Source organism: Streptomyces fulvoviolaceus, assembly GCF_000718165.1.
In the GTDB taxonomy this organism is placed as follows: domain Bacteria; phylum Actinomycetota; class Actinomycetes; order Streptomycetales; family Streptomycetaceae; genus Streptomyces; species Streptomyces fulvoviolaceus.
In genome coordinates this window covers 109,331-122,384 of record NZ_JOEY01000008.1, presented here as the reverse complement: position 1 = coordinate 122,384, position 13,054 = coordinate 109,331, and the positions used below count along the sequence as shown (strand labels likewise).

10 protein-coding genes are annotated in these 13,054 nt (G+C 70.2%); 8 read left to right on the top strand and 2 right to left on the bottom strand.

Translation table 11 applies throughout. From position 1 onward, the window contains the following. Window positions 1-88: 88 nt before the first annotated feature. Window positions 89-1,102 carry a LacI family DNA-binding transcriptional regulator gene (locus tag IG08_RS0110615; RefSeq protein ID WP_052424590.1) on the bottom strand — a complete coding sequence of 338 codons (1,014 nt, stop codon included), beginning with the start codon at window positions 1,100-1,102 and terminating at the stop codon, window positions 89-91. Between the two features lie 134 nt (window positions 1,103-1,236). Here IG08_RS0110615 and IG08_RS0110610 point away from each other — a divergent pair, with 134 nt between their 5' ends. Beyond that, entirely contained in the window at window positions 1,237-4,860 is a 3,624-nt protein-coding gene (locus IG08_RS0110610; RefSeq protein WP_052424589.1) for a family 78 glycoside hydrolase catalytic domain, read from the top strand. A gap of 158 nt (window positions 4,861-5,018) precedes the next feature. On the opposite strand, the gene IG08_RS54055 is transcribed toward IG08_RS0110610, so the two are convergent. Next, complete coding sequence (locus IG08_RS54055; RefSeq protein WP_078655528.1) at window positions 5,019-5,474, bottom strand: MarR family winged helix-turn-helix transcriptional regulator; 456 nt, start codon at window positions 5,472-5,474, stop codon at window positions 5,019-5,021. Window positions 5,475-5,674: 200 nt separating this feature from the next. On the opposite strand from IG08_RS54055, the gene IG08_RS0110600 reads away from it, so the two are divergent. The 7 genes from IG08_RS0110600 to IG08_RS0110570 all read left to right on the top strand — a co-directional run bounded on the left by IG08_RS0110600 (window position 5,675) and on the right by IG08_RS0110570 (window position 13,026). Next, window positions 5,675-6,652, top strand: a complete 978-nt coding sequence (locus IG08_RS0110600) for a TAXI family TRAP transporter solute-binding subunit (protein WP_030599306.1) — start codon at window positions 5,675-5,677, stop codon at window positions 6,650-6,652. Next, the gene (locus tag IG08_RS0110595; protein ID WP_030599304.1) at window positions 6,649-7,350 is read left to right on the top strand and encodes a class II aldolase/adducin family protein; all 702 of its coding nucleotides are present in this window, start codon (window positions 6,649-6,651) and stop codon (window positions 7,348-7,350) included. Before IG08_RS0110600 ends, IG08_RS0110595 begins: the two co-directional genes overlap by 4 nt. Window positions 7,351-7,429: 79 nt before the next feature. Beyond that, complete coding sequence (locus IG08_RS0110590; protein WP_043453897.1) at window positions 7,430-8,176, top strand: dienelactone hydrolase family protein; 747 nt, start codon at window positions 7,430-7,432, stop codon at window positions 8,174-8,176. Window positions 8,177-8,218: 42 nt separating this feature from the next. Next, complete coding sequence (locus IG08_RS0110585) at window positions 8,219-9,202, top strand: cupin domain-containing protein (protein WP_030599300.1); 984 nt, start codon at window positions 8,219-8,221, stop codon at window positions 9,200-9,202. A gap of 22 nt (window positions 9,203-9,224) precedes the next feature. Further along, window positions 9,225-10,325, top strand: coding sequence for an alcohol dehydrogenase catalytic domain-containing protein (locus tag IG08_RS0110580; protein ID WP_030599298.1), 1,101 nt, complete (start codon window positions 9,225-9,227; stop codon window positions 10,323-10,325). Then, window positions 10,322-11,911 (top strand): bifunctional 3-(3-hydroxy-phenyl)propionate/3-hydroxycinnamic acid hydroxylase, encoded by a 1,590-nt coding sequence (locus IG08_RS0110575; protein WP_043453893.1) that lies wholly within the window; start codon window positions 10,322-10,324, stop codon window positions 11,909-11,911. Before IG08_RS0110580 ends, IG08_RS0110575 begins: the two co-directional genes overlap by 4 nt. 17 nt (window positions 11,912-11,928) lie before the next feature. Continuing rightward, a complete protein-coding gene (locus IG08_RS0110570) occupies window positions 11,929-13,026 on the top strand; it encodes a quinone oxidoreductase family protein (protein ID WP_030599294.1) in 1,098 nt (365 codons plus the stop codon). Window positions 13,027-13,054 lie beyond the last annotated feature (28 nt).

The following is a 13,054-nucleotide window of genomic DNA, read 5'->3' as shown; positions in this document are numbered from 1 at the left end:
GCGGCGGCCCGTTCACTGGCGGCCGGGGAAAGCGTTCCCTCGACACCGTCGGCGTCCGACGCAGGTGTGACCCCGTGCGCGTCGTACGTCAGGTGGACTGCCGGTGTGTCACCTGCGCAGGCGGGAGCGCACTGCGCAACCTGGCGGCGGCATCGACCTGTTCCCCGGCCACGACCGCGTCGAGCCACTGTGCGGCGTGGTCGGCGTTGTCGGTGTCGGGGATCCAGGCCGTGGACAACTGGGGCGTGGCGAAGAGGGATTCGGGGCTGTTGTCGGCTCCGATGACCGCGAGGTCGACCGGAGCGGACCAGCCCAGATCCGTCATCGCCGCGAGGATCGCGAGTCCCATGCGGTCCTCGTGGGCGCAGACAGCGGTGACGCCCGAGTCCCGTATCGCGGGCAGTTCCCGGGCGATGGCGTCACGCCGCAGCGGAAGGTTCAGCACGACGGGCGTTTCGAGGCCCCGGCGCGCGCATTCGGCTACGGCCCCGGCCAGTCGGCTGCGGGCTACGGGCAGGCGGGGTGAGGGGCCTTCGAGCAGGACGTAGCCGATGCGCCTGTGCCCGCGCTCCTCGAGGTGGCGCACCTGGGCGGCTCCGATGCCCTGTTCCCAGAAGCGGTCGCCCTCGGCCTCGGTGTCGGGGAGCGGGTCGAGGCCGAGGATGTGCCGGGCGCCGAGGGGTTTCAGCCTGGCATGGGCGTCGGCGGACACGAAGGCGAGCAGGAAGACGGCGAACGGTTGCACCACCCGTACGACGTCGCAGAGTTGGGCCTCCGAGGTTTTGCTGTGGACCAGGACGGTGTAGCCGAGGTTGGTGACACCGTTGGTGATGTACTCGATCGTGCGGGCGCTCACCTCGCCTGTGTAGGTGGGATCGACCACGACGAGTACGACCTTGCTGTGCCCGCGGCGCAGCGCGACCGCCGCCGCATTGGGTACGTACCCGAGATCCGCGGCGGAGGCCAGGACGCGGGCCCGGGTGGCCGGGGAGGTGGACTTGTCCTGCCGGTCGTTGAGGACGTAACTGACCGTGGCGATCGATACTCCGCTGTGCCGGGCGACATCGCTGATGGTGATCCGCTTTCCTGCCCGCGCTGCCATGGCCTCCCTCTCCGACCACCCTTGGGCAGCCTCCTTGTCGCGCAGCTCCCATTGTGCCTATCCTCGGCCCGCGAGTGAAACGTTTAACTGGCTCAATCGCCATAAATGAGCACGATCCCGTGTTGGAGTCCCACATGCTGCGTGCCCCTGTCGACCTGCGGACCAACGCCCGGAAGACCCCCCTGAGCATCGACGACCGAAGGCCCGAGTTCGCCTGGCGGCCGTCGTCCGAGAGCGCTGCCCAGGCCGCATATCAGGTGCAGGTGTCCGCCGACGAGGGATTCGAGGTGGGTCAACTTGTGTGGGACAGCGGTCAGGTGGCCCTGGCGGAACCCTTCGGTGTCCGCTACGACGGGATGCCGCTGGTCGCCTGTCGCCGTTATCGCTGGCGGGTGCGTATCCGGGCGGAGGGCGAGGCCGAGCCCGGTGCGTGGAGCGAGCCGTCGTGGTTCGAGACCGGTGTTCTGGACCCGGCGCGCTTGCGGGCCCGCTGGGTCAGTGGCCCGGCCCCGGCGGAGAAGGCCGACTACCGCGTGCTGTACCTGCGCGGCACAGTCGATCTGCCTGCTGAAGTGGTGCGCGGTCGGGCCTACGTCTCGGCGCTCGGCTGGTACCGGTTTTTCGTCAACGGCTGCGATCTGACCGGCCCGGCGTTGGTACCGCGGTGGACGCCGTTCGACGAGTACGTCGAGTACCAGACCTACGACGTCACCGAGGCCTTCCGCACCGGAGACAACGTGCTGGGGCTGGCCGTCGGGGACGGCCGGTTCCGTGGCGCCGGCGGGCTCACCGGCCGTCGGGCGGTCTACGGCGACCGGACGGCCGGGTTCGTTCAGGTGGAGCTGGACCTGGCGGACGGGAGCAACGTCACGTTCGTGACCGATGGCTCCTGGCAGGCCGGGACCGGGCGCATCCTGACCGCCGACCCGAAGCTCGGCGAGCGCGTCGACCTGCGCGTACCGGACGATGACTGGCTGACCGGTGCGGCCGTACCGGCGCGGTTCCGCCATGCCGAGGTCCTGGACGAGCGGCGCACGCTGATCGCCGAGGAGGTCGCGCCGGTCCGCGAGATCGAGCGGCTGCCGGCCCGATCGGTCACCCGGGCGCCGTCGGGCAGGCAGATCGTCGACTTCGGGCAGAACTTCGCCGGGGTCGTGCGGATCCGCCTCTCCGGTCCGTCCGGGACCACCGTGCGGCTGACGCACAGCGAGGTGCTGCGCGAGGACGGCGAGCTGGACACCGACTACATCCACGCGCTCCCTGTGAAGCGCTGGTACCAGCGCGACGAGGTGATCCTCGACGGGGAAGAGGGCTGGTGGTCCCCGTGGTTCACCATCCACGGCTTCCGCTACGCGGAGGTCGACGGACTGCCCGGCGACCTGGACACCGGTGACGTCGAGGGGGTAGTCCTCTCCTCCGATCTGCCGGACACCGGCACGTTCGACTGCTCCGACGAGCGGCTCGTCCGCCTGCACCGCAATGTGTCCTGGTCGCTGCGCTCGAACTTCACCGACACCCCCACCGACTGCCCCACCCGGGAACGCTCCGGGTGGACCGGGGACATCCAGGTCTTCGGCCCGACCGCCACCACGTTCGTCGACGCCCAGGCGTACCTGCGCCGCTACCTGCGCAACGTCGCCGCCGAACAGCTGCCAGACGGCAAGGTACCGGTCTTCATCCCCGCCGAGGCCTCGCGCTTCTCCGGAGGGATGGGCAGGCCTCTGCGCCTGGTCTCGGGCTCGGTCGGCTGGGGAGACGTCACCGTGCTGCTGCCCTGGACGCTGTACCGGTACTACGGCGACCGGGCCGTCCTGGAGCAGCAGTACTCCAGCATGACGGCTTGGGTCGACCAACTTGCCCGCCGAGCCCGCGTGAAGCGCCGTGTGACCCGGCGGCTGGGCGGCAACGGCCGTTCCGACGTCGACCCCTACGTGCTGGACACCGGTTTCCACTTCGGTGAGTGGCTGCGCCCGGGCGAGAACTTCGTGGGCTCGATCCTCGACAGCATGCGACACAGCCCCGTGACGGCCACCGCCTACTTCGAGCATTCCGCGCGCACCCTGTCGGCGGTCGCCGCCGTGCTCGGCCGTGACGCCGACGCCGCCCGCTACCGCGAACTGGCGGACCGCACGCGTAGCGCATGGCGGGCGGTCTTCCTGCACGCCGACGGGCGCGTCGGCACCGACCGCCAGGAGGACTATGTCCGCGCGCTTGCCTTCGACCTGCTGGAACCCGAGGAGCGGAGTGCCGCTGTCGATCGGCTGGTCGCGCTCATAGAAGAAGCGGACGACCACTTGGCCACCGGATTCCTCTCCACGCCGCTGCTGCTGCCCGTCCTCGTCGACGGAGGCCGCGCGGACGTCGCCTGGCGTGTGCTGCTGCGGACCACAAGCCCGTCCTGGCTGTACCAGGTCGAGCGCGGTGCGACCACCGTGTGGGAGACCTGGGACGGCCACAACGACAAGGGGGAGGCCAAGGAGAGCCACAACCACTACGCCCTCGGGTCGGTCGCACGCTTCCTCACCGAGTACATCGCCGGACTGTCCCCGGCCGAACCCGGCTACCGCGTCATCGACGTCCGCCCTCTGGTGGGCGGCGGGCTGACCCGTGCCCGGGCGAGCGTGCAGACGCCCTACGGCACCGCCTCCAGCAGTTGGGCCGTCAAGGATGGTCAGGTGACCCTGGAGGTGACGGTTCCCGCAGGTGCCACCGCGCGCGTACACACCGGCACCGGTGAGCCAGAGGAGTTCGGTGTGGGCACGCACACCGTGGTCTGGCCGTGCGTCGACATGAAGTTGGACCGGGACCCCAGCCGTCCAGCGACCACCGCGGGCGGTGGACTGGTTCCCATGGGCAAGTCGCTGGCCGACAACCCGTTCGTCCGGCTCGGCGGCCACTTCTTCAAGCTTCTCCCGCGACTGCCCCGGCCGGTCCGCGACCGGGTGCTCGCGGCGGGACAGCGCGGCGTCCTCCCGCCGAAGAAGCTCGCCGCGACCGTCAACGTGACTACCGGCGAGCCCGGTGGTGTCCCCACCACGTGGCTGGCCCGGCAGAGCCGTGCTCATGGAACCGTTGTCTACCTGCACGGCGGCTCATACAACGTAGGACCGCTGGCCACCCAGTGGCGGTGGCTGGGCGAGATCCAGCAGCGGACCGGGGTGGCCGCCGCCACCGTGCTGTACCGCATGGCACCAGACCATCCGCACCCCACCCCGCTGAACGACGCCGTCGCCGCGATCACCGCCCTGCACGAGGCCGGTGACCTCTCGGACGGGCGTTGGGTGCTGGCCGGCGACAGCGCCGGCGGCGGCCTGGCCCTTGCCACCGCGCAGGCCCTGTGCGCCGCCGGCGGCCCGATGCCGGCCGGCATGATGCTCACCGCGCCCTGGGTCGACCTGGAGATGGCCAACCCCGAACTGAACGAGTCCGAGGCGACCGACACGTTGCTGAGCCGGTACTACCTCGGCTGGGCAGCCCGTCTCCACGCGGGCGGCTCCCCGCTGGACGATCCGGCTCTGTCCCCGATCAACGGCACCTTCGACGGCCTGCCGCCCGTCCACCTCGACGCCGGCACCCGCGACCTCTTCCTTCCCGATGTGCGGCGGCTGCGCGACGCCCTGGAGGCGGCCGGCGTATCCGTCACCTGGATCGAGCAGGAAGGTGGCATGCACACCTACCCTCTGCAGACCACTACGCGCGAGGCGCAGTGGACCATCCGCTCCCAGGCCGAATGGCTGACCAAGCTCATCGGTGGGTGACTGCACTCTGCGATTCCGCCTGGCCGCTGTCGAGAACAGCTCCAGGCGGGCAATCGAGGCAAGCGATGCCCAGGGCAAGCCGTGCGGCATCCGCTACTGGAAGAACCGTGCGGCCCGGCCCACAGGTCCGCCATCGGCTCGGCCCCACCGAATAATCCCTACGGAGCCGGTGCGAGGGCGCGCGCCAGCTCCCACAGCTCGGGGAGTGCGGCGGTGATGCGCTGTTCGGCCTGGGGTGGCAGCTGCTGGAGTGCTTCGGTGATCGCTTTGCTGAGGCTGTCGTTGACTTCAGTGCCTGCCGTGATCATCTTTCCGGTGGGGTGGAGTTCCACGAATCGCCGGTCGTGTGCGCTGGGACGGCGGTCGATGAAGCCGTCGCGGGTGAGCTGGGTGACGAGCGTGCTGACATTGTTGGACTGCATGCCCAGAGCGGTGGCGACCTGGCGGACGCTGACGCCGGGCTGGCTCTCGACGAGTCGTAGCACCTCCACCTGCGCGAGCGGGCGGGCGGACTCGCCGGTTGGAGGTGTCTGGCGCTGCCGGAGTACCCGGTGGAGCGTCCATACGAGACGGACCAGATCACTGGGTAGCTGCTCGGATGGTCGCTCGCTCATGCCGTCACCATATCTCTACTTCTAGAGCTTCCACCGTCGTCCATCAGTGCCGGCTGTCGCCGGCGACAGCCGGAGAGTGGGTCTAGTATTAGAGGTATAGCTCTAGATTTATATCTCCACTCCCTCGCATCCCGCCTCTTCGCCTTCTATGATGTGTGAAACACAGGACGTATGTCCTTGTAATCAGGACAGGAGCCGCCATGAGTCCCTCCCTTACCTCGCCCGATCGCCCGACCGAGCCGAAGCTCGACCGCTCTCTCACGTTGCATCTGCGCGGTGACTGGGGCAGTGCCAACCTGCACCGGGTCTGCGGCTGGATCGCACAGGAACTCGCGGACCGCTGTGGCCCCCACACCCGGATCGCCACCTGGAACAGCCGTGGGTTCAGTGACGCGGTGCGGGCCGTGGGCCGGGGCGAGGTGCAGGTGGCCCTGGCCACACCGACCGCCTTCGTGACCGCGGCGCTCGACGGGCGCGGCGGCTACGCGGACGAGTGGTACCCCGACCTGCGCGCCCTCGGTGTGGTGCCGCAGCGGGACCGCCTGGTCGTGGCCGTGGACAAGGACCTCGGCATCACCACCTTCGCCGAACTGCGTGAGCACAAGCCCGCTCTGCGGCTCGCCACCTCCATTTATGACGGGGTCAACCATGTCGGGCTCGCCGCCCACGAGGTTCTGACCCGGTCGGGTGTCGACGTCACCGGCTGGGGCGGCGAACTGCTGGAGGACGAGCGGCCGTTCGAGTCGCTGGATCATGTGAAGGAAGGCCGTGCGAACGCCATCGTCCATGAGGCGGTCATGCTGCCCGCGTGGCAGGAGATCGGTCCGAACCTGAACTTCCTGGAGGTCGAGCCGGACGTGCTCGACGGCCTTCACGACGACTTCGGCTGGCCGGAGGCGGTCGTCGACGAGGGTTACTTCCCGGGCTGTGCCCGCTTCACCACCCTCGACTTCTCGGACTTCCTCGTGCTCACCCGCGCCGACCTCGCCGACGACGTCGCCTATGCCATCGCCTGGGTGCTGGGGGAGACCCGGCACATCCTCGAAGGGCAGTACCGCCACCTGGCTCCCGAACGCAGCCCGGTCACCTACCCTCTCGACCCCGTCACCATGGGCAAGGCGCCCATCCCGCTGCACCCGGGGGCCGCCCGCTACTACGACGCCCTGCCCGTGTCATGACCCCCGCTCAGGCCCGCGGGTTCGCCGTCGATGCCTCGCACGCCCTGGCCGCGGCGGGGCAGGGGGACATGGTCTGGGGGCACGCGGCCGTACGTGACCCCGAGGGACGCGGCATCTGGATCAAGGCACCGGGATGGGGACTCGAAGAGGTCCGCGACGACCGGCTGCAACTCGTGTCGTACGACGCCGAGGTGCTGCACGGCGACGGGACCCCGCACAAGGAGTGCCACATCCACCTGGAGATCCTTAAGGCCGCACCAGAGCTGACCTGCACGGTGCACACCCACGCCCAGTCCGCCATCGCGTTCGCGGCCCTCGACATGCCGCTGCTGCCCCTCTCGCACGAGGGCACGTTGTTCGCGGGAGACGATGTGCCGAGATTTCAGGAGACGGGTGCGCTGGTCAGCACCCCGGCTCTCGGGAAGTCGCTCGCCGCGGCCCTCGGCGAGGCGCCCGCCGCCCTCATGCCCAAGCACGGGCTCGTCGCCGCCGGGCGCACCGTGGCGGCGGCCGTCATGCACGCCGTACTGCTCGAACGGGCCTGTGCCATCCAGCTCAGGGCCGAATCGGCCGGTCCTGTGTTCGTCCGCTCCGACGCCGCGGAGGCCCGCGCCAAGCGGGCCGAGTGCTGGCCCGACAGCCAGTTGGAAGCCGGATACCGCTATCTGGTCCGGCGGGCTGCCGGCACCCTGCCCTGAGCCCTGAGGGCCTGACGAGGAGCCCTTCCTGCTCGTCCCTGCCACTTACCCCCACCCCACTGATGAAGGAGCTCGCACCATGAGCGACCAGCACAACTCCGCCACCGCGACGACCGACTGGGTCAGCGTCTCCACCGCCGACGGGCCCATGCGCGTCTACGTGGCGCGACCCGCACAGCCCGCCGACCGGGCCGTGATCGTGCTCCAGGAGGCGTTCGGCGTCAACGACCACATCCAGGACATCGCCCGCCGCTACGCCGCCCGCGGTTTCCTCGCCCTGGCCCCCGACCTGTTCCACCGCAACGGCGTCGGCACCCTGGCGTACGAGCAGCACGCCGAGGCGATGCCGCTGATCGGTGCCATCGGACCGGACGCGATCGTCACCGACGTCGAGGCCGTCCTCGAGCACGTCGCGGAGCAGGAAGGCATCCCCACGTCTCGCACGGCGGTCAACGGTTTCTGCTTCGGCGGCCGGGCCGCTTTCACGGCGGCCACCGGTATCGGCGGTCTCGGCGCCACGGTCGTCTTCTACGGTCCCGGTATCGCCGCCGGCCCGCACGCGGTCGTGGACCGGGCCAAGAACATCGACGCTCCCATGCTGCTGCACGTCGGCTCCCAGGACCCCACCATTCCCGCCGAGCAGGTCTCGGCCATCGAGGGGGCCCTCACCGCCGCAGGAGTCGACTTCGAGAGCCACGTCTACGACGGCGCCGGGCACGCCTTCGCCTGCGACGCCCGCCCCCACATGTACGTGGAGGACAGCGCCCGTACCGCCTGGCAGCGCACCCACGCCTTCCTCGACAAGCACCTGCCTGCGGCCGTCTGACTCCCACCTTCCCGAACCATCCCGACGAAACAAGGACGTTTCATGGGCACCGTCACCGAAGTCATCGCGGTCGTCTGCTCCAACGAGCCCTCCCGCCTGGTCGAGCGCGACGAGCACCTCCTGCTCTCGCCCCCGCACCCCAACCCCTTCCCGGTGAAGCTGTGGAGGGACCACGAACCGCTGAGTGTGGTCCACTTCCCGGTCGAGTACGAGGCCGTGCCGTTCGCCCCGCCGCGGGGCGTCTTCGAGAGCGCTCAGGTGCGCGTCGAGTGGCAGACGATGGACAACCGCCAGCCCTTCTACCACCGCAACTGCGACGTCGACGAGATCTCCTATCAGATCGCCGGCGACCGGACGCTGATGACCGAACTCGGCGTCGTCGAGCACCGGCCGGGGGAGTTCTCCCGGTTGCCCCGTGGCGTTGCCCACGACAACTACGGGCGCCGCGAGAGCCATCTGCTCTTCTACACACCCGCCCCGGTCAGGGAGGAACGCGCCCCCGTCCGGCAGTCGGAAGCGGTCTTCCCCGCCTTCCCCGGCTGGGAGCCGGGGAAGATCAACGAGGCGGTCACCCAGTGCATGGGCAATCCCGGGCACGACATCACCGTCGCGCCCGTCGACGAACTGCGGCTGCTGGAGCAGGTGCACGCGGAGAAGGAGCGCCTCCAGGTCCTCACGGGTACGGACGAGGTCGGCATGACCTGGCTGTACCGCTCCGCCGGCTTCCGCCTCGGCACGGTCCGCCTGCGCCCCGGCGATCAGCGCGTCTACCGCCGCACCCTCGACGCCGACGAGATCCAGTACCAGGTCAGCGGGCGTCGCACCCTCGTCAGCCAGCGCGGCATCGTCGAGCTGGGGCCGGGCGACTTCGTCCGCATCCCGCTCGGCATCGCGCACACGAGCGTGTGCGGCGAGCAGAGCGACCACATCGCCCTGTACTCCGACCGTGAACTCCCGCAGATCGCCGGGACGACCAGGACCGCCGAACCGTACACCCCCGAACTCCTGGCCTCACTGCAGGCCTGAGCAGACGTAGGAGCCGCACATCATGACCGCCATGCTCGCCGCGCGCGCCCAGAAGGGCTCCGACGCGCTCCACCTGCACAAGATCGCCATCCCCGAGCCCGGGCCCCAGGACGTCCTGGTCAAGGTGGCCTCCGCCGGACTCGCCCCCGGCATGATGGCCCTGCTCGCCCAGGGGGCCTTCAAACACCTGCCGACCACACTCGGACATGAGGCCGCCGGCACGATCACCGCCGTCGGCAGCGAGGTCGACACAGTCACCACCGGCACCCGCGTGCGGGTGCACCCCAACCTCAACTGCCGTACCTGCGGCTACTGTCGCTCGGACCGGGACATGATGTGCCCGCAGCAGGCGATGATCGGGCACGCCGCGTTCGGCGACGTACCGATGCCGCTGTACGACCGCTATCACGACGGCGGTCTGGCCGAGTACATCCGCGTCCCGCACTGGCTCGTCGACCCGCTGCCCGACAACGTGTCCTTCGACGTCGGCGCCAAGGTCCACGATCTCGCCAACGCCGTACGCGCCCTCAAGTGCGCCGAACTGCCGCTGGGGGCCACCCTCGTGGTCACCGCCGCCACCGGCACGATGGGCACCGCCACCATCAAGCTGGCCCGGCACTTCGGCGTGTCCCGTCTGATCCTCGTCGGACGCAGTGCCGAACGGCTGGCCGCCGTCCGTCCGCTCGCCGGTGACGTCCGCACCGACGTCGTGGCGCTCGAAGAACTGCCCGCGAGCTGGGCCAAGGAGGGCGGGCTGACCCGTGCTCTGCGAGCCCTCGCCCCACAGGGAGCGGACGCGGTCCTCGACTTCGTACCGGACGGGCCGGCCACCTCCCAGGCGCTGGCCGCGCTCGCCACCGGCGGCACCCTCGTGCACATGGGCGCCAACCGCAGCCCGCTGATGCTCCCCATGATCGCCATCATGGTCAACTGCTGGCGCATCGTCGGCACCCGTGCCTGCACCCGCACGGACGCCCGTGAAGTCCTCACCCTGCTCGACCAGAACAGCCTCGACGCGGAGGACCTCATCACCCACCGTTACCCGCTCACCGAGGCGAACGAGGCAGTGGCCTCCATGCAGAGCCGGACCGAGCCGATATGGATGGCGGTGGTCAACCCGTGACGCCCGCGCGGCTTCCGGTACTCGTCGTGGGCGGCGGCCCTGTCGGCCTCACGGTCGCCAACCTCCTCGCGGCCCGCGGCGTTCCCCTCATCCTGGTGGAGCGCAACGCCTCCACCAGCGACGAGGCCAAGGCCATCAGCCTGGACGACGAGTCCCTGCGCACCCTGCAGACGGCCGGTCTCGCCGACAAGGTCCTGGAGATCGTCGTGCCCGGGACAGGCACCCGCTACTACGACCGCAAGGGCCGCCCCCTCTTCCACGCGCGTGGCCCGCAGCCCTACCGCCTCGGCTTCCCGTTCAAGAACCAGTTCGCTCAGCCCGAGCTGGAGAAGGTCCTCCTGGACGACCTGAAGTCCCGTCCCGAGGCCGATGTGCGGTTCTCCACCGAGTTGGTCACGGTGGAGGAAAGCCCCGACGGTACCGGCGTCATCGCCGCAGTGCGGACGCCCGGTGATTCCGAGGCCGAACTCCTCGAGGTCAGTTGGGTGCTGGCCTGCGACGGCGGACGCTCCACCGTGCGCGAACTCCGCGGCATCGGCATGACCGGCACCAGCCACCAGGAGGTCTGGCTGGTCGCCGACACCACCGGCGACCACCACGACGAGCGCTACGGCATGCACCACGGCACTCCCGACCGGCCCACCGTGATCGTGCCGGGCCGGGGCGGCCGCTGCCGCTACGAGTTCCTCCTCCAGCCCGGCGAGGGCGCGAAGGGAGACCGGCCCGAGTTCGAGACCCTGCACAAGCTCGTCGCGCCCTACCGCCCGCTCACCGAGGACCAGGTGGAGCGCTGCACGGCCTACACCTTCAACGCCGTCGTCGCCGACCGATGGCGTGACGGGCACGTCCTGCTGCTCGGCGACGCCGCGCACATGATGCCGCCCTTCGCCGGCCAGGGACTCAACTCCGGGATACGGGACGCCGCGAACCTCGCCTGGAAGATCGACGACGTGTGGCACGGCAGGGCCGGGGACAGCCTGCTCGACACCTATGAACCGGAGCGCCGTCCCCACGCCACGGCCATGGTCCGCTACTCCGAACGCCTCGGTGACGTCGTCATGACCACCGACCGGCGACGGGCACTGGTGCGGGACATCGCCGCCCGTACTCTGCTGCGTACGCCGCCGGGACGGCGCTACCTCACCGAGATGCGTTTCCGGCCCCACGCCCGGCACGAGGCCGGGCTCGTCGTGGGCGACCATGCTCTGACCGGTACGCAACTGCCGCAGCCGCGGGTCCTGGTACCGCCGAGTCTGCGCCCGCGGCTACTCGACGAGGTGCTCGGCGGGTCCTTCGCGCTGCTGGGCGTCGATGTCCCCGACGTGGCCTGGCGGCGTTTCGACGGGGCGCACTGGCCCGACGATGCCGTGGACATCAAGCGGATCGACGTTCTCCTGGGTGACCGGCTGCCGCCCGCGGCAGGAGCGCGCGAGGCCGTCGCGGACGCGGACGGTCACCTGGAGGAGGCGCTCGCGGCTGCCCGCAACCGGTTCGTCCTGGTCAAACCCGACCGCTACATCGCCGCAGTCATGGGACCCGGCGACATTCCCGCCGTTGCCGCGGCTCTGAGCAAGGAGACCATGTGACCACGCAAGGAGACCGAGTGACCACCCTCCCGACGTCCACGGCTGCTGTCTGGGTCCACGAACACGGTGGCCCCGAGCAACTGGTCCACGAACAGCGGCCGCTGCCGGCCCTCGGCCCCACCGACGTCCTGGTGTCGGTCGACAACGCTGCCGTCTCCGGGTGGGACCTGAAATACCGCCGCGGACTCCAGGCCGGCACGAAGCTGCCCGGCCGCAACCCCTTTCCCATGCCCCAGCAACTGGGACGTGAGGCCGCCGGGACCGTCGTCGCCACAGGGCCCGAAACCCAACTGCTGCACCCGGGAGACCGGGTCGTGGCCGTGGTCCACCCCGAGAACCCCTACGCGTCGGAGACCCACCGGGGCCTGGGCAACCTCTCCACCGGTATCGCGATCCCCGGCCACCAGACCCTGGGCTCCTACGCCGAATACGTGGTGCGGGACGAGCGTCTCTTCCTCCCGGTGCCCGACCACGTCGACCTGGAACAGGCCGGGGTCACCCTGTGGCCCTACGGCACCAGCCACCGCGTACTGCGTGACCGGCTGCGGGTCACCGCGGGGGACACTCTGCTCGTGACCGGAGCCGCCGGGCCGATGGGCCTGGCCACCATCCAGCTGGCCCGGATCTTCGGACTGCGTGTCATCGCGACCACCAGGCATGCCGAGCGAGCCGACAGCCTGCGGGCCACCTGCGGCACCGATGTCGAGGTCGTCGTCACCGAGGACCTCGGGGCCGCTGCCGAGGCCGTACGCGATCTCACCCACGGCCAGGGCGTCGACCATGCCGTCGACTACTCCACCAGCCGCGATCTGCTGCGCTTCGCCCTGGACGTCATCCGGCTCGGCGGCCGGCTCTGCCCGGCGGCCGGCGAGCAGAACCCGCCCGGCCCGATGCCGTTCACGGTCTTCGACCTCACCCGCCTGGAGGTCGACATCGTCGGCGTGCGCGGAGCCCGGCACGACGACGCCGTGCGCGTTCTGGCCCTCCTCGCCGACGGCCGACTGCAATCGCCGATCGCCGCGCGCTTCCCACTGGCGAAGGCTGCGGAGGCGCATGAACTCATGGAACAAGGAACCGACGTCGTCGGGCGCATCCTCCTCAAGCCCGGGGCCTGAAGCAGCGGGCCGGTGCTGAAGTCGGCAC

What these genes read in the sequence shown, in the direction of transcription:
- IG08_RS0110615 (WP_052424590.1), bottom strand. Translation starts at nt 1,102, where the DNA reads ATGGCAGCGCGGGCAGGAAAGCGGATCACCATCAGCGATGTCGCCCGG.
- IG08_RS0110610 (WP_052424589.1), top strand. Translation starts at nt 1,237, where the DNA reads ATGCTGCGTGCCCCTGTCGACCTGCGGACCAACGCCCGGAAGACCCCC.
- IG08_RS54055 (WP_078655528.1), bottom strand. Translation starts at nt 5,474, where the DNA reads ATGAGCGAGCGACCATCCGAGCAGCTACCCAGTGATCTGGTCCGTCTC.
- IG08_RS0110600 (WP_030599306.1), top strand. Translation starts at nt 5,675, where the DNA reads ATGAGTCCCTCCCTTACCTCGCCCGATCGCCCGACCGAGCCGAAGCTC.
- IG08_RS0110595 (WP_030599304.1), top strand. Translation starts at nt 6,649, where the DNA reads ATGACCCCCGCTCAGGCCCGCGGGTTCGCCGTCGATGCCTCGCACGCC.
- IG08_RS0110590 (WP_043453897.1), top strand. Translation starts at nt 7,430, where the DNA reads ATGAGCGACCAGCACAACTCCGCCACCGCGACGACCGACTGGGTCAGC.
- IG08_RS0110585 (WP_030599300.1), top strand. Translation starts at nt 8,219, where the DNA reads ATGGGCACCGTCACCGAAGTCATCGCGGTCGTCTGCTCCAACGAGCCC.
- IG08_RS0110580 (WP_030599298.1), top strand. Translation starts at nt 9,225, where the DNA reads ATGACCGCCATGCTCGCCGCGCGCGCCCAGAAGGGCTCCGACGCGCTC.